27 protein-coding genes are annotated in these 22,826 nt (G+C 44.4%); 7 read left to right on the top strand and 20 right to left on the bottom strand.

All coding sequences use genetic code 11. The features are described 5' to 3' along the window. Positions 1-2 precede the first annotated feature (2 nt). The gene (locus A3L04_RS05440; protein WP_068576921.1) at positions 3-560 is read left to right on the top strand and encodes an AAA family ATPase; all 558 of its coding nucleotides are present in this window, start codon (positions 3-5) and stop codon (positions 558-560) included. A 104-nt stretch (positions 561-664) separates the two neighbouring features. Then, complete coding sequence (locus tag A3L04_RS05435) at positions 665-1,240, top strand: TATA-box-binding protein (RefSeq protein WP_068576923.1); 576 nt, start codon at positions 665-667, stop codon at positions 1,238-1,240. Between the two features lie 154 nt (positions 1,241-1,394). Here A3L04_RS05435 and A3L04_RS05430 read toward each other — a convergent pair whose 3' ends face one another. The 7 genes from A3L04_RS05430 to hsdR form a co-directional block, all read right to left on the bottom strand. Then, positions 1,395-2,483 (bottom strand): AAA family ATPase, encoded by a 1,089-nt coding sequence (locus A3L04_RS05430; RefSeq protein WP_068576928.1) that lies wholly within the window; start codon positions 2,481-2,483, stop codon positions 1,395-1,397. Positions 2,484-2,592: 109 nt separating this feature from the next. Then, the gene (locus A3L04_RS05425) at positions 2,593-3,783 is read right to left on the bottom strand and encodes a M20 family metallo-hydrolase (RefSeq protein WP_068579485.1); all 1,191 of its coding nucleotides are present in this window, start codon (positions 3,781-3,783) and stop codon (positions 2,593-2,595) included. Between the two features lie 86 nt (positions 3,784-3,869). Further along, positions 3,870-4,286: an RNA-binding domain-containing protein gene (locus tag A3L04_RS05420; RefSeq protein WP_172799782.1), complete on the bottom strand. Its 417-nt coding sequence runs from the start codon at positions 4,284-4,286 to the stop codon at positions 3,870-3,872. 92 nt (positions 4,287-4,378) lie between these two features. Next, positions 4,379-4,609 carry a hypothetical protein gene (locus tag A3L04_RS05415; protein WP_068576932.1) on the bottom strand — a complete coding sequence of 77 codons (231 nt, stop codon included), beginning with the start codon at positions 4,607-4,609 and terminating at the stop codon, positions 4,379-4,381. A 125-nt stretch (positions 4,610-4,734) separates the two neighbouring features. Beyond that, on the bottom strand, positions 4,735-5,994 hold the full coding sequence (locus A3L04_RS05410) for a restriction endonuclease subunit S (RefSeq protein WP_068576934.1): 1,260 nt from the start codon (positions 5,992-5,994) through the stop codon (positions 4,735-4,737). Further along, positions 5,991-7,499, bottom strand: a complete 1,509-nt coding sequence (locus A3L04_RS05405) for a class I SAM-dependent DNA methyltransferase (RefSeq protein WP_068576935.1) — start codon at positions 7,497-7,499, stop codon at positions 5,991-5,993. Before A3L04_RS05405 ends, A3L04_RS05410 begins: the two co-directional genes overlap by 4 nt. A gap of 3 nt (positions 7,500-7,502) precedes the next feature. Next, on the bottom strand, positions 7,503-10,031 hold the full coding sequence (hsdR, locus tag A3L04_RS05400; protein ID WP_068576937.1) for an EcoAI/FtnUII family type I restriction enzme subunit R: 2,529 nt from the start codon (positions 10,029-10,031) through the stop codon (positions 7,503-7,505). 123 nt (positions 10,032-10,154) lie between these two features. Here hsdR and A3L04_RS05395 point away from each other — a divergent pair, with 123 nt between their 5' ends. Continuing rightward, the gene (locus A3L04_RS05395; RefSeq protein ID WP_068576939.1) at positions 10,155-10,586 is read left to right on the top strand and encodes an EVE domain-containing protein; all 432 of its coding nucleotides are present in this window, start codon (positions 10,155-10,157) and stop codon (positions 10,584-10,586) included. A gap of 424 nt (positions 10,587-11,010) precedes the next feature. Next, positions 11,011-11,907, top strand: coding sequence for a helix-turn-helix domain-containing protein (locus tag A3L04_RS05390; protein WP_068576941.1), 897 nt, complete (start codon positions 11,011-11,013; stop codon positions 11,905-11,907). A 91-nt stretch (positions 11,908-11,998) separates the two neighbouring features. Here the strand turns inward: A3L04_RS05390 and A3L04_RS05385 are convergent, their stop codons facing one another. The 11 genes from A3L04_RS05385 to A3L04_RS05340 form a co-directional block, all read right to left on the bottom strand. Continuing rightward, complete coding sequence (locus A3L04_RS05385) at positions 11,999-13,243, bottom strand: ATP-binding protein (RefSeq protein WP_068579488.1); 1,245 nt, start codon at positions 13,241-13,243, stop codon at positions 11,999-12,001. A 728-nt stretch (positions 13,244-13,971) separates the two neighbouring features. Continuing rightward, positions 13,972-14,412 (bottom strand): hypothetical protein, encoded by a 441-nt coding sequence (locus A3L04_RS11255; protein ID WP_231963856.1) that lies wholly within the window; start codon positions 14,410-14,412, stop codon positions 13,972-13,974. Further along, entirely contained in the window at positions 14,409-14,579 is a 171-nt protein-coding gene (locus A3L04_RS10975; protein WP_157092404.1) for a hypothetical protein, read from the bottom strand. Before A3L04_RS10975 ends, A3L04_RS11255 begins: the two co-directional genes overlap by 4 nt. 278 nt (positions 14,580-14,857) lie before the next feature. Beyond that, the gene (locus tag A3L04_RS05375; RefSeq protein ID WP_068576943.1) at positions 14,858-15,385 is read right to left on the bottom strand and encodes a thermonuclease family protein; all 528 of its coding nucleotides are present in this window, start codon (positions 15,383-15,385) and stop codon (positions 14,858-14,860) included. Continuing rightward, positions 15,348-15,596 carry a DUF504 domain-containing protein gene (locus tag A3L04_RS05370; protein ID WP_068576945.1) on the bottom strand — a complete coding sequence of 83 codons (249 nt, stop codon included), beginning with the start codon at positions 15,594-15,596 and terminating at the stop codon, positions 15,348-15,350. The genes A3L04_RS05375 and A3L04_RS05370 overlap by 38 nt, the downstream gene beginning before the upstream one ends. Continuing rightward, positions 15,593-16,270: an MBL fold metallo-hydrolase gene (locus A3L04_RS05365; protein ID WP_068576947.1), complete on the bottom strand. Its 678-nt coding sequence runs from the start codon at positions 16,268-16,270 to the stop codon at positions 15,593-15,595. The genes A3L04_RS05370 and A3L04_RS05365 overlap by 4 nt, the downstream gene beginning before the upstream one ends. After that, entirely contained in the window at positions 16,267-16,539 is a 273-nt protein-coding gene (locus tag A3L04_RS05360; protein WP_068576949.1) for a hypothetical protein, read from the bottom strand. The genes A3L04_RS05365 and A3L04_RS05360 overlap by 4 nt, the downstream gene beginning before the upstream one ends. 190 nt (positions 16,540-16,729) lie before the next feature. Further along, positions 16,730-17,356 (bottom strand): ABC transporter ATP-binding protein, encoded by a 627-nt coding sequence (locus A3L04_RS05355; RefSeq protein ID WP_068576951.1) that lies wholly within the window; start codon positions 17,354-17,356, stop codon positions 16,730-16,732. After that, positions 17,357-17,764: a hypothetical protein gene (locus tag A3L04_RS05350; protein ID WP_068576954.1), complete on the bottom strand. Its 408-nt coding sequence runs from the start codon at positions 17,762-17,764 to the stop codon at positions 17,357-17,359. Continuing rightward, the gene (locus A3L04_RS05345) at positions 17,761-18,906 is read right to left on the bottom strand and encodes a hypothetical protein (RefSeq protein ID WP_068576955.1); all 1,146 of its coding nucleotides are present in this window, start codon (positions 18,904-18,906) and stop codon (positions 17,761-17,763) included. The genes A3L04_RS05350 and A3L04_RS05345 overlap by 4 nt, the downstream gene beginning before the upstream one ends. Positions 18,907-18,922: 16 nt before the next feature. Beyond that, on the bottom strand, positions 18,923-19,372 hold the full coding sequence (locus A3L04_RS05340; protein ID WP_068576958.1) for a hypothetical protein: 450 nt from the start codon (positions 19,370-19,372) through the stop codon (positions 18,923-18,925). 220 nt (positions 19,373-19,592) lie between these two features. Between A3L04_RS05340 and A3L04_RS05335 the strand changes: the two genes are divergently transcribed. Continuing rightward, positions 19,593-20,249: a peroxiredoxin gene (locus A3L04_RS05335; RefSeq protein ID WP_269451372.1), complete on the top strand. Its 657-nt coding sequence runs from the start codon at positions 19,593-19,595 to the stop codon at positions 20,247-20,249. A 120-nt stretch (positions 20,250-20,369) separates the two neighbouring features. On the opposite strand, the gene A3L04_RS05330 is transcribed toward A3L04_RS05335, so the two are convergent. Together A3L04_RS05330 and A3L04_RS10970 are read right to left on the bottom strand one after the other, a co-directional pair. After that, on the bottom strand, positions 20,370-20,552 hold the full coding sequence (locus A3L04_RS05330) for a hypothetical protein (RefSeq protein WP_068576961.1): 183 nt from the start codon (positions 20,550-20,552) through the stop codon (positions 20,370-20,372). Between the two features lie 2 nt (positions 20,553-20,554). Next, positions 20,555-20,722 carry a hypothetical protein gene (locus A3L04_RS10970; RefSeq protein WP_157092405.1) on the bottom strand — a complete coding sequence of 56 codons (168 nt, stop codon included), beginning with the start codon at positions 20,720-20,722 and terminating at the stop codon, positions 20,555-20,557. A 184-nt stretch (positions 20,723-20,906) separates the two neighbouring features. Between A3L04_RS10970 and A3L04_RS05325 the strand changes: the two genes are divergently transcribed. Continuing rightward, positions 20,907-22,004, top strand: a complete 1,098-nt coding sequence (locus A3L04_RS05325; RefSeq protein ID WP_068576963.1) for a hypothetical protein — start codon at positions 20,907-20,909, stop codon at positions 22,002-22,004. Then, a complete protein-coding gene (locus tag A3L04_RS05320; RefSeq protein ID WP_088859113.1) occupies positions 22,001-22,804 on the top strand; it encodes a helix-turn-helix transcriptional regulator in 804 nt (267 codons plus the stop codon). Before A3L04_RS05325 ends, A3L04_RS05320 begins: the two co-directional genes overlap by 4 nt. Positions 22,805-22,826 lie beyond the last annotated feature (22 nt).

Below are 22,826 nucleotides of genomic sequence, written 5' to 3'. Positions count from 1 at the left end.
CCATGATCATTCTTTTAACTGGGATGCCCGGCTCGGGAAAGGGTGAGGTCGCTAAGGCCTTCCAGAAGAGGGGCATTCCGGTAGTTTCCATGGGAGATGCCATTAGGGAAGAAGCTGACAGAAGGGGGATCCCTAGGACTCCAGAGGGCCTCAAAGAAGTGAGCCTCAAGGTCAGGGAAGAACTAGGGCCTGGAGCAGTTGCCATCCTGACTATTCCCAAGGTGGAAAAGCTGCTTGAGACTGAACCAATAGTGGTCATAGAGGGCGTTAGGAGTCCATACGAAGTTGAAGAGTTCAGGAAAAAGTTCAGCGAGGAGGAAACCATAATCCTAGCAGTCCACTCTCCTCCTAGGATGAGGTTCGAGAGGCTCAGGAGGAGGGGAAGGAGCGACGATCCAAAGACATGGGAGGAGTTCGTCGACAGGGATAAGAAGGAGCTGAGGTTCGGAATTGGAGAGGTTATAGCTTTGGCGGACTACATGATAGTCAACGATTGCAGTTTTGACGAATTTCAAGCCAAAATTCAAGAAATTGTTTCGAAAATAATATCCCAGATTTGAATTTTCTACTTTTGGTGGTTACTTCTTGTATCCCTAGGCCTAGATAAGGTTTAAAAAGAGTGGGCTTTGTATTTATAAAGGGCTTTTTAAAGGGAGGTGTTAACATGGTGGACACGAGCAAGGTCAAGCTCAGGATAGAGAATATTGTCGCTTCCGTAGATCTCTTTGCTCAGCTCGATTTGGAGAAGGTTCTCGATATATGCCCAAATTCTAAGTACAATCCCGAGGAGTTCCCGGGTATTATCTGTCGCTTCGATGACCCGAAGGTCGCCCTTCTGATATTCAGCTCTGGTAAGCTCGTTGTTACCGGGGCTAAGAGCGTTCAGGACATTGAGAGGGCAGTTGCAAAGCTTGTTCAGAAGCTTAAAGGTATTGGAGTCAAGTTCAAGAGGGCCCCCCAAATTGATATTCAGAACATGGTGTTCAGCGGTGACATAGGAAGGGAGTTTAACCTAGATAACGTTGCCCTAACCCTTCCAAACTGTGAATATGAGCCAGAGCAGTTCCCCGGAGTTATTTATAGGGTTAAGGAGCCGAGAGCGGTAATCCTGCTCTTCTCCTCGGGTAAGATCGTATGTTCTGGAGCGAAGAGCGAAGCTGACGCATGGGAGGCAGTTAGGAAGCTCCTCAGGGAGCTTGAGAAGTACGGGCTTATGGAGGAGGAAGAGGAAGAGCTTTAGCTCGCTACTTTTATAAATTATTGCTTTCTGAGAGAGAAGTTCTCCCTTCTTCGTTATCGGCTTGTTACAGGGAAACAACAACCAGCTTAGCTTGAAGTGAGGGACACAAGTGGAATGTTTCTCTCGGGATTATAGTAGAAACTTAAGAAGAGTGTCAAAGATTGTAGACTTCTTTGTCTTGGAGTTCGAGAATTGCTTTTCTCAGTGGTTTTTCGGGGATTTGATAAATTCCTCTCTTTGGTTTTATTAGTAAGCCCCCATCAACGAGGTTCCTCAGCACGCTTTTTGCCCTCCTCTCTGAGATCCCAGTAAGCGAGGTAACCTCCGCAAGTATCTCCTCCGTAGTAACGCCAAAAGAGGGACCTCTTGCCACCTTTTTCAGGGCAACAACGTATGCAGGGGACTTATAAACTCTGATGAAGTTCTTAATATCTAGCTTCCACAACTTCACGGCATACTCTACCGTTGCAAGTAGTGCCCTATTGTGAGACTTCCCATTAATCCTGAGCCTGCCGTAATAGGCCAAAAAGCCGGGGACGTTTGAAAGCTCCGTAGCAGCCTCAATTAGTTCATCCTCGGTGTATCCTATTTTCGCAAGCCCTCTCTTGAGGTACTTTACACTTTCCCCAAGCTTCCACCGTGAAACATGTATCTTCTCAACATACCTTGCAAAGAATGGTTTATCCTCGCTTGGGTTCAGTATCCTTTCAAGTAGTCCGGGCATCGAGCCAGAAAGAACCACCGTTACATTCTCGAATCCATCAGAGATTGTTTGGAGCATGCCGAGCATGTTTAAAGGCGCAAACCGTGGAAGCACTTGGGCTTCGTCGAATATAATGACGACCTCCTCTCCCCTTTTATTTAGGAACCTGAGTAAATTAAGGAATGCATTTTGAAATTCTACAGCTTTCTTGGGCCTTATGTCCATCTTCACTATCCCGAGGCTTAACGTTGCGGAGTAGTCAAGATCTTCTTCAGAGATGTTGCTCATGACTGGTGTGAGTTCTGTATAGCTTATCGCCTCCCGACCCATTCCAAATGCTAGGTCATAATAGAGGTACTTGTATTTTGAACCATACTTATTAAGGAAGACATTTATCACGCTTGTTTTCCCAACCCTCCTCGGACCAAGAATTGCGGCAAAGTCCCCCTCCTCTACAGCTTTGTTAAGCTTTCTTACCGCTTCTCTATGCCCTTTCCCAAACAGGTCTTTCTCATTCCTTATGGGTCTCGTGCTGAACAAAGTGAACACCCCATCACTAGTGACGGGACGACATTTTAAAACTTTCCATTTTTCACTATCACCAAAAAATCCTAACTAAGGATTCTCTAAAATAAAGGAAAGAAGAAAATTAGAGAAGAGCGAGGGTCGCCATCACCTTAGCGTCCTCGACCATATTATCTATCTTCGCGTACTCGTTGGGCTGGTGGGCCATCTCATCTAGGGTGGCCCAAACCACGGCAGGAATCCCGAGCTTCCTGAAGAACGCCGCAAAGGTTCCACCACCTATCCCGCCGACCTTGGCTTCCTTGCCCCTAAGCCTCCTTATTGCCTCCTTGAGTAGTTTAACTATCTCGCTGTTTGGATCTGTGGGCTTAGGAGCGTCCAGCCTCTGCAGGACTTCAACCTCGATCCTGGGGAGGTCGTCCTTCCTGTACCTCTCCCTCACCTCATCTGCAAGCCTCTTAACGTCCTCTAGAACCTCATCGAGGCTGTAATCTGGGAGGATTCTGCAGTCAAACACTACCTCATGCTCCCCTGGGGCTATGTTCGGGGAGCTTGCGGGATTCCTGACCATTGTAGGCTCAAAGGTGCTCTCTGGAGGATCGAACAGCTCGTCCCTCTTATCGTACTTCTCGTGGAGGAACTTATCCAAGCGGTACGCTAAATCTAAGGCAACCCTATGGGCGTTCAGGCCTTTATCGGGCATGCTCGCGTGAACCTGCTTCCCCTTAACTTTAAGCTTGAACCAGAGGATGCTCTTCTCTGCAACCTCGATGAACGTTCCCTCTGAATTTCCTCCATCGGGGACTAAGATTAGGTCGTCCTTCTTGAAAAGCTCTGGATGGTTCTCTATCAGCCACTCAACTCCATACTTGCTTCCGGTCTCCTCATCGCTGACGAAGGCCAAGATTACGGTTCTCTTTGGCCTTATCCCGAGGTTCATCATGGCCTTAACAGCGTAGAGTGAGGCAACGAGGCTTTGCCCGTTGTCCTCGCTTCCCCTCCCGTAGACTTTCCCGTCCTTAACGAGGGGCTTGAAGGGTTCAGTTACCGTCCACCCCTCTCCTGGGGGCACTACGTCTAAGTGAGTAATTATCCACAACCTCTTATCCCTCTCCTGACCGTAGTAGTAGGCTATAATGCTCGGCCTAACCCCGTTCTTTGCTCTGGGGTCTGGGGCCTCGTAAACTTCAACCTTGTCGAAGGGCCAGCCCTTTATTATCTCCAAGAGTTTCTGGGCCTTGTCGTACTCTCCCTCTCCCCCGTAGTCCGGGCTCAATGCGGGAATTTTTATAAGCTCCACTAAAGTCTGAACCATCTCGTCCCTAAGCCTCTCAATCTCCTTGCTAACTTCCTCGATCAATTAGGCTCACCAAATTGAGAAAAGAACTGAAGGCTATAAAATCATTCTATAGGAACTCCGTTCTTAGTCCTAGGAGCGAGCCACTTCATGAGCTTCTTTGGCTCCTTAGTCCTGATTATTATCGTTATTGGGCCTAGGGGTGATTCTTCGTTGAAGTTTACCTTGCCAACGTAAGCTACCTGCTTGTGAACCTTGATTATTATCTCCTCCCCGAAGTAGCCCTCCTCAAGCATCATCCTAGCTGTATCCAATATTTGCTGTCCCCTGAAGAGCTCGTACAGCCTTTGTAGGGCTCTCTTATCTGTGGTCTTGCCGACGAGGAGCATGTAGTCTCCCCTATCGAATGCCTCGAACTTTAGCCCAGGGACTAAGTTGAGCATGGCCTTCTTGACCTTCTCTACATCCTCCGTGGGAAAAACGTAAGCTTCAACCTGAACTTCCTCGAACATTTCCATCATCAGCGAGCTGAGTGGATAGAATTAAAAAGATTTGGTTAAGGATAGTTTTGGGTTAGTAATTTAGTATATACTGAACTTCCAGCTAATTCGTTCTACTTGAAGAGAGAGTATACTATAATCCTATTTGAGGCTTTTAGATCTCCCGAGAGAAGCTCATATTCAAACTCTTCTGAAAGTTGAACAGATTTCTCAGAGTCTTCAAATATTGCTATTATCATGATATGTGGGTTTAAACCATATTCTGGGACTCCTGCAGTTATTTTCAGCTTTTTGACTTCCTTGAGCCCAAGCCAATTAGCAAAAACATCTCTAATATGTCTCACCACATACTCCTTGTAGGGAATTTTTGTTTGAAGTAGAGAATCAACGTCTATATCTAACTTGTCTCCAAAGTCTCTTTAAGCTGAAGTAGTTGAGATAGCCAAGGAACTGCTTCATACTTAAATCCTCATAACTTCCCCTTAAATGCCCTGTCAAGTATTGAAGGGAACAGTTGCTCGAGTTCCTTCTCTCTTTCCTTGTAGAGTTTAATTAGTCTCTGTACGCGCTCATGGATTGAATTTAGGTATGTGACGATGCGTTTTTGTTCTTCGAGGGGCGGAAGGGGGATTTTAAATTTTTGTAGTGATTTCCACGAGATTCGTGGGTGATTTGTCCCACGCATGTATTGAGTGACCAGTTCACGGAATTGGGGAGTGTGCATAAAAGTCACGAGATACTCGGGCATTAATCCCTCCTTGGGAGTCAACACAAGTAAATCCGTAGAGCACATTCCTTTTATTGTTGCCACTACCGCCTTATCTAAGTATGGCCTTAATTTTCCATAAAGAACGTCTCCAGGATAAAATACATATTTCTGGCTTCTCAAATCTACTCTGGATGAATACTTACTCAATTTTACTTCACCGGGGGTGATATGTTCAAGACCCACAAATGGCAAGTCTGGATTTTGAGCAGGATCAATTGTTTCATTTCTGCGTGTTACAACATCTCCAAGCCTTACCCACCCCCATCCCTTCTCCTCCGCCTTCGAGAAGACCTCGTGGAGTGCAGAGGCCATCAGCTTCTCTGCTTCTTCTCTGGCTTCTCTTGCGAGGCGCTTTGCCTCTTCTATGCGTTTGTTAAGCTCGTCGAGCTTCGTAACTATACGCTTTTGTTCAGGGAGCGGGGGGAGAGGAATTTTTAGGTTAAGTATATCATCTTTGCCAATTCTCTTCCTGCTGCCTGTCGTCCCAATGACTTTGCGAACTAGTTCTTCTCTAACCTGTGGGGACAGCAAATACCAGTAGACATATTTTGTTATGGCTTTTTTGTTGTTTACAATGATTGGAAATAGTTCTGTACTGGCTATTTGCCGGTATCCCTTGTTTGGTTCTACAATCCAGACTTTTGGCAAATGTGGATTTAGTTTTCCAAATAAAATATCTCCGGGCTTCACGATAAATTTGTTGCTCTTTATCTGTTTTCCAAGCTTTAACTCTGGTTTGCCTGTGGAGTGGTAGGCAGGAATACTATATAGTTCAAAAAGCTCACTTGGATATTGTTGGGGATTAATGGTTTCTTTCCGAATATCCCCAATTGTTCTGAGCTTTATCCATCTCCAGCCTTCGGGTAGTTTCCACGGACCTTTAACTCCGACCTTCGGCGTCGCGGATTCCTTCTTTTCGCCCTTCTTCGAGATGAACTCGGTAAGCGGTCTCTCTCTCATGGCTTCTCACCGAGGATGGATTTAATCTCGCCCAACAGCTCCACTATCTTCCTTTCCTTCTCCTCAAGGCTCGCGATAATCTCTTCGGGAGCGGGATACTCCACCGTTAGCTTCTTGTTCGGGTTTCTCGCGCTCAGGTCGTAGTCGTTCTCCTTAATCTCCTCGATGCTCACGACCCACGAGTTCTCTGAGATGGCCTTCTTCCTCCACTTCTTGTCGCCAGTTTCGAGGTATTTTCTCCACGCCTCGAACTTTTCAAGGGCATCTTTAAGGTCTTCATACTTAATCGGGTTCGCCCTAGTGTAGTTCTTCCCGTTCGGCGGAACGAGCTCGTAATACCATATTTCCTTCGTTGGCTTCCCGCGCTCAAAGAACAGAAGACTTGCTTTTGGTCCACTCCCACCCTTCGGCGATATATTTGCAAATACGCCCTGGGGAAGGCTTACTATTGCGAAAACATTATTCTTCTCTACGAGCTCTTTTCTAACTTTCACATAGGATTTTGTTATATTTGATAGAACCCCATCTGGAAGAACTATTCCAACTCTTCCCCCTGGTTCCACTTTCCTCATGACATACTGTAATGCGGCAAGCTCACTTGCCGTAACGGGTATTGGTAGGTTTTCTTTCTGGTTTTTTGAGAGCTTCCCACCAAAGGGAGGGTTCGTTAGGATTACCTTGTATCGCTCTTTTGGGCCTGAAATTATATTTTCACTGAAAGTGTCCTTAAGTACTATATTGGCCTGAAGACCATGTAACATTGTGTTCATTGTAGCTATTAGGAATGCGAGGGGCTTTAGTTCTTGGCCGTAAAAATTCTTTGACAGACTTTTATACTCTTCGAGGCTCAGCTTATCTCCATACTTTTCAACTATATACCTATAACTCTCCACCAAGAAACCGCCAGAACCACAGAAAGGATCAAATATTGTTTCATTTGGCTTCGGGTCAATAACCTTGACCATAAATCTAACTACTGGTCTTGGAGTATAGTACTCTCCGGCTGCACCTCCTTCACGGCCCATCATCATAAGCGTTTCCTCGTAAAGCTGGGACATTATATGCGTGTCTTCTGGATTGTTGAAGTCTATATCCTTTATCTTTAGAAGGATCTCCTTGAAGTTGTGGGGATCCCTAATCTTCAAGGTTATATTCCTGAAAATCTCTGCAATCTTTTCCCTCTCGGGACTACCACTTAAATTCCTGAGGTAGGGGAGTACTTCCTCTTCCACAAACTTTTTCAATTTCTCTGCATCGGCCATTTCAAAATTCTTTGCCCCCACGGCACTCGGCCAGTTTGAAAATCTATACTTTTTCTCGATTAAAGGAGTATAACTTGATTCACTTTCATAGTGGAGTAACTCTTTCTTCTTCTCTTCATCATCCAGGAGTTTAAGAAAGAGTATCCAAGACAGTTGCTCGACGTAATCAATTAACGTTAAACCATCCCTCCTCATAATTTCATATATCTGCTCAATTAAGCTTGCAAATTGGGTTCTGTCCATGTGTCACACCTCCTCATATAGATCGGCATAAATCCCTCTAATTAGTTCTTCGAGGATCATGATCAACTTTCTCATCCCCTTATTTGGATCACCATCCCCCAGGATTTTTATTACCTCCATAAGACCTCCATATTCTCTCCTGAAGTAAGGATGCTCTAAAACTTCTGGCCTAAGCTCGTCAATCCCAAACATCCTATATCTATCGATTAAGTCAAATATTAACTCCCTAATTTTTTCTCCATGCTTGTTAATGAACTCTCTTTTAACTCTCAGGCACATTCTTGCTCTCTCATCCCTGGAGATAACGGGAGCATCGAACAAGATGTTTGCCAGCAAATCGAACTCATCAACGTCTGCCATCTTCTTGACCTTCGCTAGAAGTTTTAGATCAATTCCTAGTCTCTTGAGCTCATTTTTAAAGGCCTCACGTTTATTTTTGTTTTTCCATATCTCTTTTAAGTCCTCTAATCTCGTGACCCTCTTCTTTATCTCGTCTTTGGAATATTTTATGTACTCAGCATCAAGGAGCTTGTTACCTCTAACGTCTATCTTCACCCTGTTTTCTTCGTCAATATAGACATCTAACCCCTCAACTTTAACTGGGAGCGTCGTTTTCCTCTGGGTAGGCCTTAGGGTTACTGTAACGTATTCCCTGGGATTTGAAGTTGGGAACGTTGGCACAATTGTTTCCTTGCCTTTATACCCACTCGCCCTTATGTCTACTTTAACAGCTTCCCTCGGAACTCCTTCTACAAAGATAAATCCTTCATCATCGGACTTTACATGGAGTGGGTTACTGGGGCTAACAAAAACGACGACATCTGCATTCTTAATCGGCTCAAGTGTATCACCGTCAAGGATTTGTATCTTTAAGAACCAGTCCCTTTTACCTTCCTTTGGGGGTTCTAGGGAGGGAACATCCCACTCATCAAATAATCTTGCTGCTCCTGTAAAGTCTATTATCCTAAAGACGTATTTTCCAGAGCGTTCGTCTATACGGGTCGCTCTACCAATAATCTGATGGAACTCAACTTTTGAATTTATGGGCTTTAAGAAGATTACATTTTTAATTGGAGGGACATCAACACCAGTACTTAAAACGTCGACAGTAGTAGCTACGACTGGAAACTTTTCGTCTGAATTAGCGAATTTTCTCCTTAGAATATCATGTGCCTCTCTGTCCTCAGCAATTATCGGATATGCATAGTTATCGACTTCAAATTTTGGATTAAAATAGTTATTTAACAACGTTGCAACTTCCCTTGCGTGTCTCTGAGTTGGACAGAAAATCACTGTTTTAGCTAGCGGATCTGTCTCCTCCAAAAACTTGGCTATCCATTCAACTATCTTTCTTGTTCTATCCGGTAATAATATCTCCTTCTCAAATTCTTCCATTGTATAGTATTCCTTTAACTCTGCTCCTTCAGGAACTTCGATCTTTATTCCTTTACTTTTAAGCTCCCTTATTACAAGCTTTCCTTCCTTATCAATGTTTGTCCATACCCTAATTATTTCATATGGTGGAGCTAAGAACCCATCTTCAATTCCACGGGCCATGGGGTATTCATATACCGGTTTCCCAAAATATGCGTACGTATCAATGTTATCCGTTCTCTTGGGGGTAGCTGTTAATCCTAGGTGTATCGCGTTTTTAAAGTACCTAAGGATATCGTGCCATCTCTTCCAACCAGAACGGTGGCACTCATCAATTATTACCATATCGAAGAAATCTCTATCAAAATGTTCATACACTCTCTTGCTATCTTTCTTTGAGTATAACGTTTGATAAGTTGCAAAATATATGTCTTTGGCCATGGTTATATTATCACTTGTTAGCTCTATTCTCGCATTCCCGAAAGGCTCAAAAGCATTATATGCCTGTTCTCGGAGGAATATTCTATCCACTAAATAAAGGATTCTCCTAACTCTATTTGCTCTATACAACTTCCAAGCAATTTGAAAAGCCACATAAGTTTTACCGCTTCCAGTAGCCATGGTTAAAAGGACTCTCTTCTTGCCAGATAAGATGGCCTTGATAGCGTTTTCAACTGCTACATATTGATAATATCTTAATGTCTTCCCTTCAACTATCTTATATGGCACTTTTAAAGGGTTAGGATCTTCTATCTCCTCCCATCTTACTTTCCTCTCCCAAAGTTCTGACGGCGTTGGAAATTTGTTTATTTTGACTGCCCTTTTAGTGAAGATGTTATACTCAACTATTTCATGCCCATTTGTGGCGTATGCAAATGGAACCCCGAGCATCTTCATATATGCCTTTGCCTGCTCTAGTCCTGCTAAAACATCTTTAGATACCCTCTTGGCCTCTACAACTGCTATTGGATGCCCATCATATATTGTAGGATAGAAAAGAACATAATCAGCTCTCTTTTTTCTAATTCTATTGCCTCTTTCATTTATAATCATCCCAGGAGAAATTACGTATTCTTCCTTCACGTTTTCATCGATAATCCATCCACTGTTCTCAAGCATCTTATCGATCAAGGTTTTTCTTGTTTCGTCTTCTCTCATTGTAAGACACCCCTATTTATAAGTGTCAAATATTGTATCGAATTTAATCCCTCAAGATTATATTTTAATACCTAAGCTCTTAAAGTTTCATAATCTCATGTTGAATATTAGGAGGGTTGAAAGATGAGACTCTGGCTCTGCATAACCAATAGGAATAACTGGAAGATAATAAAGAAGAAGAACGTATGGGGTGTCCCCAGGAGACACGAAAACACCATGAAGAAGGTTAGGCCCGGAGACAAGCTCGTCATCTACGTCAAGCAGGAAACTAAAAAGGGAGAGGTGCTGGAGCCCATGATAGTCGGGATATTTGAAGTAGTAAGCGAACCCTACACGGATTCAACGAGGATCTTCAAAGCCCACGCTCCTGGGGAAACTTACCCAATAAGGGTGAAGATTAGGCCCCTAAAGATTGGAGAGGTAAAGTTCAAGCCCCTAATTCCCAAGCTGAAGTTCATAAAGAACAAGAAGAAGTGGAGCGGGCACCTGATGGGTAAGGCCATGAGGGAAATTCCCGAGGAGGACTACAGGCTGATAGAGAGCATGTTGGGATGAATTCTTTTCAGAGCATCAGTAAAAAGAGTTCCCTCGACACAAACCATACATCCTCCTTCTTTTTCAGAGGGCCATTGTATATCACCACTCCCCAACTTAAGCCCATCTTTTTCATGGTCCTTTTAACCCGCTGTCACCTTGCCCTCCCAGGATCCTTGGAATTGAGGTTATTTACATAGATTTCAGCAAAAACGTACTTCTTAAGTGCTTTCTACGAGATTTCACCCCTATTTCGTCCCATGATGATATTTGCTTTATACCATTGCAACAGGATAAAAACCCGCTGTTTTATACTATCCGGCCATGATTAGTGCCACTGCAAGGAAACTTACAGCTCGAATGCCAGACAAACTTTACATGACACCAAAGAATTGTTTGCTCAAAAATCCAAATATTTTTATAATAAAGTTTGATAATTTGATACATGACTCTCACGAAGTTAGAGCTCAAAGTCCTTGCCACAATAATAGAGGAGGAGACCACGCTTAAGGATCTGGCTCAGATTCTTAACCTATCCAAATCGACCCTTTCGACGATCCTTCACCCGCTTAAGGAAAAGGGCCTTGTTGAGCTTGAAAGAAGAAGAAAACTTATAGTTAGACCATCCAAGGCTAAAGCTACCTCCCTACTACACACAATTATCCTCAAATATCCCCAGTTGAATATCCTCGAGATTCTGGCGGGCAACAGCTTAAAAGTCCTTTCTGCACTTGAAGTCGAAAAACCCCAGCCAGCTTGGCTTATTGAACTTAAGGCCAATGTGAGCAGGGCTACCTTGTATAGATCCCTAAACAAGCTAATGGACAGGCTTATCGTTGGGGAAAAGGGAGGAGGATATTTCATTACGGAAAAGTTTGCAGACTTGAAGTTCTTCGCCGACGAATACTTCTACCTTCAGAATTCCATTCGGGTTAAGAGATTCAATGAATCGGCCTCGTTAGTGTGGAGTGGTGTAGGAGAATTCATACTAGTAACAAAAAGGTTCAAGGGAAAAGCCATTGGAAGGTTCCAGCTTACGGGGCCATTACGCTTATCGGACTATGGAGTTTCCCTAATCTCCCCAGGAATTTATCACTATTATTGGCCAGCTGAAAATCTCGCTCTTGAAGATGTTATCGTGCACACGGTGAAGGTTTATCACGATGGACGAGGCCTCCTTTACGTGATAGAAGTGCTCAAGACAAATAACTTCGATGAAAGAAGGATAAAGAAACTTGCTGCTAAGTTTGGGGTTTCCGAGATCGTTAACGGTATCCTTGATCATCTTAAAGGAAAAAGTTTGGAAGGAAGTTTGATGCATCATTGGGGGTTTTGGAGATGATAACAAGGGAAAAGCTCATTGAAGAATTTCTAATTCTTGATGAGAAGGCTCAGCTGATGAGCATCAAAGGCGTGTAAGCCTCTTGACAGGTTTATAGCTCCCTTAAAAGAGATTCTTGAGAGCTAAGCAAAAACTCCCACAGGGGAATTACCTTAACACCATCAACATCACTCCTCTCCAGGGTCACGAGCGTTAGATTGTTGCACTTAAGTTTCTTTCCAACCTTTATCAGGCCCTCAACCTCCCTCTTGTAGTTTGCGGGCGTCACCTCCACCGTAACTTGAATTAGCTCAATTACTTTATTCCCCTCCACGAGCACGAAATCAACTTCACCCTCCGGGCCCGAATAGTAGAATATCTTCAGGAGGGGATTCCTGTATAGCTTCCTCCTCAGCAACTCCAAGAAAACAACGTTCTCAATTCTCCTCCCCATGTCCATCCCTCTAAAGAAGAGGTTCGCAAGTCCGTGGTCGACTATGTAGAGCTTCTTGGGTCTCCTGATTATCTCTCTTTGGGAAGGAGAAAATGTGGGAATGGTATAAATCAACATCGAGCTCTCCATGTACTTCAGGTAATTCATGACGGTTTTAACGCTGAGCTTAATCCAACTTGCTAGGGCCCTTTGGAGCGACCTGTAGGTGAAATAGGAGGAATAAAGGGAGAGGACGTAATAAAAGAAGTCTTCAAACTCCTTAATGTCCCGGATTTTGAACCTCTTAATTATATCCCTATAGAAAACCGTCTCCACTATTGAGATTATCTTTTCCCTAGACTTGAACGTCCAGACTTCGGGAAAGCCACCCCATCTGAGGTAATCATCGAGGACTTTCCTAATCTTCCCCCTATTCCTAAACGTCTTAGTGTCTTGGGAAGAGACTTCCCTAAAGGAAAATGGGAGTATTACGCGTGAGATGTACCTTCCTCTGAGCCTTGAAGGTATCTCGGAGGAAAGCAGTGTTGAAGAGGATCCCGAGATATAGATATCAAAATCGCCAACGTCATGGAGCCATCTAATCCTCGCATCCCATTCCTCCCACTCCTGCACTTCGTCTAAAAACAGGTAAACGTTACCGCTTGGAAATTCTCTCCTAACTTCCTCTGCAAGTTCTCTGTGGTTCAGTTTTCTAATCTCAGGTTCATCGAAAGATATGTAGACGGCATTTTCTCCTTTCTCTAAAAGCTCTCTGACTCTTTGGAGCATTAATACGGTCTTACCAACCCTTCTAACACCTACAATGGCCTTTATGTCCGATCCAGAGGGGAGCTTTGCTTCCCTCTCGATTATGCTTATCCTGTTGAGTGCTCCAAGATATTCCTCAGTTATTTCTTTAAGCATGTTTCCTACTAGGAAACATATATTTATAAGCATTGTTCCCTGCTGGGAAACATCTTTATAAAGACACCTAATTCTTCTCCCCTGCTCTAGACAAAATCTATATAGCACCTGTAAAATATCAAGAGATAGAGCCACAGCAGGTCCCCTTGGGGGCCGGGCCTATTTGGGCTGTTCTTCTTTTTGGGTTTTCAATGAGTTTACGCCCCACCATCCGATAACAAAAGCGGGGGCAGTATGAATGTCCAAGCCTAACCCTCGAGCTAATTCTCGCCCTAGTTTTGAAGAACCTGCGGGGTTAACCAGGTAAACCTTGAAACCCCTCTTTAATGCCATAATAATCCCATGCTCAAGGAGTTCCCTCTTGGCGAAATTTGAGGCCTTCCTATTCCCCTTCCTCGAACCAGTCACCTTACCATTTCTTTTTTTATCTTACCCAAGCCCTCGAAGAATACAGTCCCTACCCGTGATAGTACGCATAATCCAGCAACCGTGTGAGTACTTTTAACCTCAAATCCCTCGTCTTCCTCTTCGGAAACCGGGGGAATTGACCTCCGGGAAGTGCTCAACCCTAACATCCCTGATAATACCAGCTTCGTCAAGAATAACCATATTCACCCTATCAGAGTTCAGGTCGAAACTGGCATAAAGTCTTCCCTCGGCTGTTTTCCCGTAGTACCTGAGGTAAACTTCAAAGGGCACTTGGACGTGCAGGTAAATCTTCCCGTTCTTCAGGACAACCTGTTTTGAGTATCGAGGATAACTGGGAGGAACTTCTCGGCAGTCTTCATCCCAAACTCCAGCCATTCACCGTTCGAGCGAATTCTAACGTTTAGTCCTTCAATTCTAATATTCCTGTTCCCGCCCCTATTCTCCTGTAGTTTACTAATAATGAATTTTGACTTTAAGTGAATGCGCCCAGGATCCCCACCATTCTGTCTTGCTCCATTGAGAAGCATTCTCGCGTAATCCCACGCACCGTCAGAATACCACCAGTTATTAAGAACTAACCGGGAAACTTCCTTTACACCCTCACTCTTCTTAACACCCTTGAGCTGGAGTCTTATCGCCAGCTCAACTGCCCTCTTGAACTTCTCCGTCAGAAGGGCTAGTTTCAAGTAATCTTCCCCTGTTTCTGGTTCTAGTCTTGTCTTTACCGTAATATAGTTCACTTCTCCTCTCCGGACTTCTCGTGTTTTTCGAGCCATAACTCAATAGCCTCCGTTATGGCCTTTCCAAGAGCTCCCTTTCTTGGCCCATAAACTTCCAAGATTTTCTTCCGGAACCTGACCTCCAGCTCATCAGGAATCTTCACTGTAATAACACCCACTGTATTCACCGAAATACTTAAATACCTGTTTACTTAAATATTTTTGGTTGTGAGGTCAGTCCGGTGAAGTCGGTGAGCTAGGCAAGTGGAGGGCTGGCTGAACCCTGCGGGTGTTCGGGCGACCCGTCCCGCCGTAGTGTACTGGCTTAAGAGAACAGTGGGTGGGGCGGTCTAAGTCCGGGCACCCGCAGAACCTCGGGGAATGAACCCCACGTGAGCCCACAAAAACTCACGCGGAGAAGACCCCGTGGTGATGAACCATTCGTTCTAGTCAATTGTACTACACATTAGTTACAACCCCACAGGCCCAGCTTTTTCTTCCTTGCTTCCTCCTCAATTCTTAAGTACTCACCCATCTTGTCAAACCTCTTCTCGTAAAATACCCTAGCCAGCCCTTTCTCGAGTATCAGCTCGTTCACATCGGTTCCGTTCACATATATATAGGCGAGAAGCCTTCCGTATTTATCCTTCCTCCCCTGCTTCGAGTCAAACTCCAAGGTCACCTCCCTGCCCAGGGTAACGTTGGTTAGGAACTCCTTCGCTATATAGGCGTACTTGACTAGGCAGGTGATATTGTGAACTCCCCTGTACTCACCAGGCCTCATGAGCTCTGCTTCAAGTTCTGGAGCGTCTATTCCAACGAGCCGGACCTTCACAACTTCTCCGCTGTCGAGCTTCACGTAGAGGGTATCTCCATCAACTACCCTAACGACTTTCCCGTGTAAAACCTGGGGCTGAGAGGACAGGCATCCAAGGATCAAAAATACCAGAATTAAGCTACCTATTCTTCCTAGTTTCCCATACGATCCTGCCATCCTTCCTTACCACCTTCAGTATTCTGTGGTAGGGTATCTGGGTCTCTCCAACGAAGAAGTAGCCGTGGCCAAGCTCGATCAGCTTAACCGGGATCTTCCTCACGTTACCGTACGCTCCCCTGTGCTCTATTACGATGTAATAATCTTCCTCGTTCTCCCTGGGATCGTACTTTATCTTAGCCAGAACTTCCTTAACGGTTCCCTTCCTCATAGGAGCTCCCCCAGGATCCCCTCAAGGTTTGCCCTCCAGTCCTTAATTATCCCTCCGTGCCCCGGGAGGCCTAGCCTGACCCTGAACTCTCTCAGCTCCTCTAGGGATTTAACTAGCTCCTCAAAGTCGCCAGTGGGAAGATCGGTTCTTCCATAAATCCCCAGGAAAACTGTGTCTCCGGTGAACATTATCTCCTCTTCCTCATAGTACAGGCAGGAACTCCCCTGGGTGTGGCCCGGGGTGTGGATTAACCTGAGCTCAACCTCACCTACCCTGAGGTAATCGTTATCCCTCAGCTTTATTTGAACCTTCTGAGGCTTAAACCTCCTCCCGTAGTAAAAGGACAGTATTACGTAATCGTCTCCCCCCTCCAGGGTCTTGGCGGTAAGCTCATGGGCAACGAACACTACCTCAACGCCTTTTTCGTTGAAGTATCTCCTGAAAGCTTCATTGCCTCCAACGTGATCAAAGTGCTCGTGAGTGTTGAAGATGTACACCTTCTCAACGTCTAGATAGCCCTCCCTCTCAGCTACGCTTATGTATCTATTCCAGTAAACTCCAGTTCCCGTATCGACTATCAAGACCTCATCACGACTCTTGAGGAAGTAGACGTTTGAATCGAGGTGAACTCCCTTCAGCATTAAGATGTTCGGCTTTATCTCGATGGGTATCATACAACGCCTTCCTCCTCGAGCTTCTTCGCCAGTAGGGTGACCCTCAGTATACCCTCAAGTATGCTCGAGAAGTTGGGAGTTTCACCGAACTGGGCAAAGAGAGTTCCATAGTTCGAGTGCCAAGCATCTACCTGCTTCCTTCCCCTAGCGGTGATTATGTAAACAACCCACCCCCTCTCCTCAAGCCACTCAACTAGCTTCCATGCATCGTCCATTCCCTTAACTTCAATTCCAAACTTCTCCTGGACTTCTCTCTTCAACTCTTCCACGTTCTCACCTCCAGAAGAGGGCTCCAGGGGGGACCGCCTCCTCATCCGGGGAGCGAGGCCGTCAGGAGGGGTTAAACTCTTCATCGCCCTGGCTAGGGTTTGCAGACCATAACTTACAATTATGAACTACGATGCACTTTGGATACCTTAACCTTCAAAGATCCTTTGGTTTTCCTAATTATTCTTATTTTTAGGTTTTTGGTAGAGCTCTACTATATTTTGTGACATCAATGACCCTTGCGTCTTTTAATAGTTCTTTCAAAAATTCTGTTCTCGTTGAAATGAGTATTATTTTTTCCATATCTGCCAATTGTTTAATGATCCATGGGATTAAAACCTTAACACTAATATCGTCAAGACCTACAGTTGGATCATCAATTAAGAAAAGTTCTGCCGTCTCTGCTGTAAGTGTACTAGCTAGTTGGAGTCTTCTCTTCTGGCCTTGAGAGAGGTTAAAGATCAATATATTTGGCGGAATGCCTATATGCTTGAGAATCTCTTGATATGGAATTTGATCACTCTCATATAGTGCCCCGATAAGTTTTAGGTATTCTATAGCTTTCAGACTCCCTGGAAGATGAACTCGCTCGTCAAGCAGGAATATCTTTTTTTTAACTTTTGATATTGGTTTTCCATCTAGAATTATACTCCCCTCTAGAGGTTTTAATAATGATGCTATAGTCCTTAAGAGCGTTGTTTTTCCTGTTCCGTTGGGACCCCAAAGCACTATAACTTCACCGTGATTTACTCGTAAGCTTATTGGACCTATAATAGGTACTTTACCATAACCTGCAACAAGGTTCTCTATCTCCAGCATTCATATCACCTCCACAGCATCTATAAGGGTCATAGCTCCAACTGCCAACCATAGTACTATGAATATCCAGTTCTTGAATATCAGGCTAAATCCTACTGCAACAAGTAACGGTAGGAGGGCACTAAGGAAGATAGCGGAAGGGGGTACTGGAGGGGTTGTTGATATCCTAATGCCAATGCCTTCTCTTTTAACATCAATTTTTCGATGTCTTAGTGGAATGTAGTGACCAACTTCGTGAAGGTATACCATTAGAAATATTGAGACAAAGATTCCCAGGTTCAATGAGCTGTTAATAAGGCACTTTAGTTTGCCCAATAAAATTGCTCCTGCTAGTATTATCAATCCTACTCCAAGAAACACTCTTAGGAGGGCTTTTACAACAATTCTTGTAAATTCAAGGAACCTCATATCCTTCCCCCCTCTTTCAGTTTAAACCAGAGTAAATATGATAGTATAATCATAACTGCTAGTAGTGGTACAATATACTTCTCAGGAATACTCAGCCATTGTATGGTAAAACCTATGAGGATATATCCAAGCAAAAAATTTCCAAGGGAATCCTTTCTGTCTGGAGAAGGAGCTAAGGCAGATGAAACTAGCAGGGACATCACAAGGGTAAGAGAAATTCCCCTAAAACTACCTATTCCAAAAAGTCTAAGGATAAAGTATGGCAAAGCTATCATTATAAGTCCCACCACGGCATTTAACACAAGTTCTACAATTAGAGCCCTGCTAAATACTCCCCTGAGGATTTTTATATGCCAGAGGTAGTTATCCAAATACCTGAGAGCCGAGACAGATAGAGATAACATGAGGGATAGGATCATAGAAAGCGCTGTAAAAATACCACCTAGTAGCAGTATCTTACTATCCTTGTCTATTGATATAGGAGAAAAGTACGTAACACCCCCTCCAATTGGAGATGCCCAGAGCTTTACTGTATTACCAATTGTTAAACCAATTAGTAGCATTCCTACTATTACAAAGGATATGGGCCACAAAACTAGGGGATTTATAATAGTTACAGGAGTCTTACCTATCCAAATAAGCAACACTTTTCTCTCAGGAATCAATTTAAGGGACATCTTTATTATTGAAGCAACTATGAATATCGCAGTAGCAACAGGACTGAGGTCCCAAGCTAATAAAGCACCAAATAAAAGAAACAATGGACTATCCGCTATGCCTAAGAAAAGAACCATAGAGAGAACAACGTAGTACATCCTATTGACTGGAGCAGTCATGGATAATATTACTGGAAATGGGAGAAAAGTCAGTAGACTTACTATAGATACTCTCCAGTCAGATATTGGCAACATATCAATACAGAGAATCCTTTTTGGATCATGTGAAAGATAATAAATCCAACTAATGAAACTTGTTAGGATTATCATGTTTATTAACACAAGAGTGTCTGGTATTAATCCAAAAATTGGAGAAAGCTTTTTGATAATATATGCTGTCCCTAAAGTAAATAACAGAAAAGCAATGTAGCTCCATTTCCTAATTAGCAGTTTAAGCCATATGAGAAATATATAAAAAATGCCCATAAAATGTCACCACTAACTATCCAACTATACACCTACATACGTATTTCACATAAAACAGGCCTGTATTCCAACTGCATGATTCCATGGCACCATGACAAGCCAAGCGCGGACAGACAACACCACATGCTACTATTGATCCAAAAATGAGCACGATGACAGATATTGCTAGAATGAGAACTATAACTTGTACAACTCTAAGTTCTGGATTTTTTGCTTTTCCTATAGCAGTTAATATTCCATATCTGGCCAAAACAGCGGCAAAAAGGTAGCTCAGGACTATAAGAAGTGGTGTTGCCCTGAAAATTATACCTTCATCGTTACTTACTCTCTCGAGTAAGTATGGCACCTGTATACCTTTGGCAATTGTTAGTAAAGACAGCCCAATTACTGATATTTGTGCTAGCATTGTTCCAAGTAGTACTACCGAAAGTATAAACAGTATCTTGATTTTTATATTAGGATTCATTTACCAATCCCTCCCAATGGTTTTTCATAATTGTAATTACGCTATTTCTTATATATTTTTTTGTCCAAACTTGAAATATTTTAAATAGACTAAATTACATTGTCATTGTTTTAATAAAAAGTATTAGGAATAACTTTTTGTAGTGCTTCAAATAGTAAAACCGAAAAGTTTATATATCCGAACCGTATTAGTTCGTATCGAGAACAAAAACAAGGAGGAGATCGAAATGGTAGTGATAGGAGAAAAGTTCCCAGAAGTTGAGGTAAAGACCACCCACGGGGTAATTAAGTTGCCCGACTACTTCGCGAGGCAGGGCAAGTGGTTCGTCCTCTTCAGCCACCCAGCTGATTTCACCCCCGTCTGTACGACCGAGTTCTATGCAATGCAGAAGAGGGTTGAGGAGTTCAGGAAGCTTGGCGTCGAACCAATAGGGCTCAGCGTTGACCAAGTTTTCGCCCACATTAAGTGGATGGAGTGGATAAAGGACAACCTCGGTGTCGAGATCGACTTCCCGGTTATAGCCGATGACAGGGGAGAGCTTGCCGAGAAGCTCGGCATGATCCCGAGCGGTGCAACGATCACAGCTAGGGCAGTCTTTGTCGTTGACGACAAGGGAGTAATAAGGGCCATAGTTTACTACCCAGCGGAAGTCGGCAGGGACTGGGACGAGATACTCAGACTGGTTAAGGCCCTCAAGATAAGCACGGAGAAGGGAGTTGCACTTCCACACAAGTGGCCGAACAACGAGCTCATCGGGGACAAGGTAATCATCCCACCGGCCAGCACCGTGGAGGAGAAGAAGCAGAGGGAAGAGGCTAAGGCCAAGGGCGAGATCGAGTGCTACGACTGGTGGTTCTGCTACAAAAAGCTTGAGTGATTTCCTTTTCTTTCATTCATTTAAAGCATTAGTGGAATTTCCCTGCAGTTTTCGCATGAAGCATGTGTTCTACCTGATTTGCTAGTTAATTGTGGTTTACTGAACTTTTACCATTTTAAATTAACTAGTCCTGCTAATGAACACGAGGGCAAATACCCATAATACGTGGATGGCCAATGCTATTAACGTATTTCCCTGGTTTAGAAACATCTCATGCAACCACCCGAAGACCTTTGCCAAAGTCACGGCCTGCATCCTTGAGTTTGAGAACTTCATGAGTATCAGCCCATAAACCCTGTCCATGATCAACAACACTGGAAGAATCCTCGGAACTTCAATCCCAGGATTCCGGAAGATATCGGGGTAAGAAGGAAGGTAGCTAGGAAAACTAGGAGGAACCTGTAGAGGAGGAAAAGCCAGCTTTTAATTGGCAAAACCATGAGGGCTTGGCACGTCCCTTCTTCCTTTTTCATCGGTCGGCATTAACCCAGCTTCTAGCACCTCCATAGCACCTCTTCACGTTTTTGATATCTATAACCTTCATATCCATTAGTTCTCGCTCGGTGTCAATCTCCTTTTTGGAAGGAACCATGTGGAACGAACGTTCCATGGGGATCCTCAAATATAAGGGTGGTAGCCTATAGTATGGTGATGGGCATGAGGAAGGTGCTCCCCCTACTCATAGGCCTGCTGTTGCTTGCAAGTGCAGTACCTTTAACCATAGCCCAGACTAACAATGAGGAACAGGAACTAGCCACCTCCCTAATTAAGAACCTTGGGAGGCTAAGCAAGTTCGTTGAAGACAAAGTAGAGCCGATAAAGGATAAGCTGAACAATGCCACCCTTGAGAACTATGAAATAGCCGAAAATTACAAGAAGGAAGCAATGAACGCGTACGATGCTGGGGATTATGAAAAGGCCGTAACTTACTCCCTGCTGGCGATGCGCCACTATAAGGCCGTTCTCTCCACTCTAAGGGAGGCAAAATCAAGGTATCAGGACTTGAGGTTTGAGGTTGAGAGGACGCTGGAGTACTTCAGGTTCGTTAACAGAACAATTGCCCTTGCCCAGGAAGAGGGAATAGATGTGTCAAATCTGACTAGGCTCTTCAACGAGACCAGGGAAGCCTACAAGGCTGTGCTTGAGGACATAAAGGCTAAGGACTATGAAAAGGCTAGGGAGGACTTGAAGGTTGCGAGGGAGAAAAAGACCCAGCTTGATGAAGAATTGAGGAAGGTCAGGAGGGAATTAGCTTACGCGAATGCCGACAAGATAGTCAGGATGTTCCTAGAGAGAGGGGGGAGAGGAATTGAGATCGTTGAGAGGGCGGCAAATAATGGTCATCCAGAGCTGAACGCCACGTTAACTGCCTTTAAGGAGGTGTACGAGGAAGTCAAGAGCCTGGCGGATCAGGGCAAGTGGCAGGATGCCCTAAAGGTCATCGAGGAAAACAGAGAAACTATAGAGAAGTTCCAGAGAACCGTGAGGATGATAACTCACGGAAAGGCTAGCTTGAGGGATCTCAGGGAGAGGATAGAGCGCTGTCACATAGCCCTACAGAGGCTGAGAGAGAAGGGGATCGATACGAGGGTTCCAGAGGTTCAGCTTAAAGTCGCGACCCAGGAGGTCATGGTGGGCTTAAGGCTGCTCAAGAAGGGTAGGCCAATGGAGGCAAGAGCCCACTTCACAGTAGCCCAGGATCTCCTAAGCAGGGTTGAGAGGTTCATAGCCGAGCACGGGGGGATGAATAAGTGAAAAATCTCCTCGCCTTCTTTACCTTTTCGCTCCTTCTCTTTCCGGTTAGCGCTCAGCTTGTCTCTTTAACCGTTTACCCCGATGGGTACGTTAAGGTTGAGTACGAGATAACTCCCTCTAACTATTCTACCCAAGTTGTAGTTCCAATACTTGGAGAGCACTACGAGGATATAGTTGTAGAGGATGAAAATGGAAACCCCCTCCAGTTTACCGTTTCCAATTCTTCCATGATCATTTACCCTGGGGACGCTCATTTAGTTGGGGTGACTTACTACACCCCCGACTTAACCAGCAAAAAGGGGGTTGTGTGGACTTTAAACGTCTCCCTTGATTCTCCCTTTACGGTCGTCCTTCCAAAGGGCTCAATAATAGTTGACCTAAGTGACATTCCCCTCAAGATAGCCGGAAACACAATAGAGATGCCCCCAGGGAATCAGAGCATCTCCTATACTTTGCCCCATGAGGAGGCTAAGGAGAATCGGTGGATATACTTTTTACTAGCTCCGGTAATCTTGGCAATTGTCATGGGATTGCACCTCATGAAGGGGAGGGGTAAATCTATCACGAGAGAGGAATTCGAGGAAATGCTTAATGGGCTGGATTTAACGGACGAAGAGAGGAGGGCTCTCCTCTACATTTTCAACAGGGGCGGAAGGTGCAGTCAGGCGGAAGTTAGGGAGGCCATAGGTATTCCAAAGACAACAGCATGGAGGATGTTCAAGAGGCTCGAGAGGAAGGGCCTAGTCACGATCCTCAAAGGGAAGAAGGAGAACTGGGTAGAGCTTAAGTTGGGAGGATAACCTTTTAATCCCACACGGAATT

Origin of the sequence: Thermococcus chitonophagus (genome assembly GCF_002214605.1) — an archaeon.
Classification (GTDB): Archaea; Methanobacteriota_B; Thermococci; order Thermococcales; family Thermococcaceae; genus Pyrococcus; species Pyrococcus chitonophagus.
Note: the sequence above shows the minus strand (reverse complement) of the source record. Positions and strands in the feature narration are given on the sequence as shown.

What these genes read in the sequence shown, in the direction of transcription:
- A3L04_RS05395 (WP_068576939.1), top strand. Translation starts at nt 10,155, where the DNA reads ATGAGACTCTGGCTCTGCATAACCAATAGGAATAACTGGAAGATAATA.
- A3L04_RS05385 (WP_068579488.1), bottom strand. Translation starts at nt 13,243, where the DNA reads ATGCTTAAAGAAATAACTGAGGAATATCTTGGAGCACTCAACAGGATA.
- A3L04_RS05435 (WP_068576923.1), top strand. Translation starts at nt 665, where the DNA reads ATGGTGGACACGAGCAAGGTCAAGCTCAGGATAGAGAATATTGTCGCT.
- hsdR (WP_068576937.1), bottom strand. Translation starts at nt 10,031, where the DNA reads ATGAGAGAAGACGAAACAAGAAAAACCTTGATCGATAAGATGCTTGAG.
- A3L04_RS05405 (WP_068576935.1), bottom strand. Translation starts at nt 7,499, where the DNA reads ATGGACAGAACCCAATTTGCAAGCTTAATTGAGCAGATATATGAAATT.
- A3L04_RS05425 (WP_068579485.1), bottom strand. Translation starts at nt 3,783, where the DNA reads ATGGTTCAGACTTTAGTGGAGCTTATAAAAATTCCCGCATTGAGCCCG.
- A3L04_RS05410 (WP_068576934.1), bottom strand. Translation starts at nt 5,994, where the DNA reads ATGAGAGAGAGACCGCTTACCGAGTTCATCTCGAAGAAGGGCGAAAAG.
- A3L04_RS05355 (WP_068576951.1), bottom strand. Translation starts at nt 17,356, where the DNA reads ATGCTGGAGATAGAGAACCTTGTTGCAGGTTATGGTAAAGTACCTATT.
- A3L04_RS05370 (WP_068576945.1), bottom strand. Translation starts at nt 15,596, where the DNA reads ATGAGGAAGGGAACCGTTAAGGAAGTTCTGGCTAAGATAAAGTACGAT.
- A3L04_RS05350 (WP_068576954.1), bottom strand. Translation starts at nt 17,764, where the DNA reads ATGAGGTTCCTTGAATTTACAAGAATTGTTGTAAAAGCCCTCCTAAGA.
- A3L04_RS05330 (WP_068576961.1), bottom strand. Translation starts at nt 20,552, where the DNA reads ATGGACAGGGTTTATGGGCTGATACTCATGAAGTTCTCAAACTCAAGG.
- A3L04_RS05325 (WP_068576963.1), top strand. Translation starts at nt 20,907, where the DNA reads ATGAGGAAGGTGCTCCCCCTACTCATAGGCCTGCTGTTGCTTGCAAGT.
- A3L04_RS05440 (WP_068576921.1), top strand. Translation starts at nt 3, where the DNA reads ATGATCATTCTTTTAACTGGGATGCCCGGCTCGGGAAAGGGTGAGGTC.
- A3L04_RS05345 (WP_068576955.1), bottom strand. Translation starts at nt 18,906, where the DNA reads ATGGGCATTTTTTATATATTTCTCATATGGCTTAAACTGCTAATTAGG.
- A3L04_RS05420 (WP_172799782.1), bottom strand. Translation starts at nt 4,286, where the DNA reads ATGATGGAAATGTTCGAGGAAGTTCAGGTTGAAGCTTACGTTTTTCCC.
- A3L04_RS10970 (WP_157092405.1), bottom strand. Translation starts at nt 20,722, where the DNA reads ATGAAAAAGGAAGAAGGGACGTGCCAAGCCCTCATGGTTTTGCCAATT.
- A3L04_RS05375 (WP_068576943.1), bottom strand. Translation starts at nt 15,385, where the DNA reads ATGGCAGGATCGTATGGGAAACTAGGAAGAATAGGTAGCTTAATTCTG.
- A3L04_RS05390 (WP_068576941.1), top strand. Translation starts at nt 11,011, where the DNA reads ATGACTCTCACGAAGTTAGAGCTCAAAGTCCTTGCCACAATAATAGAG.
- A3L04_RS05365 (WP_068576947.1), bottom strand. Translation starts at nt 16,270, where the DNA reads ATGATACCCATCGAGATAAAGCCGAACATCTTAATGCTGAAGGGAGTT.
- A3L04_RS05340 (WP_068576958.1), bottom strand. Translation starts at nt 19,372, where the DNA reads ATGAATCCTAATATAAAAATCAAGATACTGTTTATACTTTCGGTAGTA.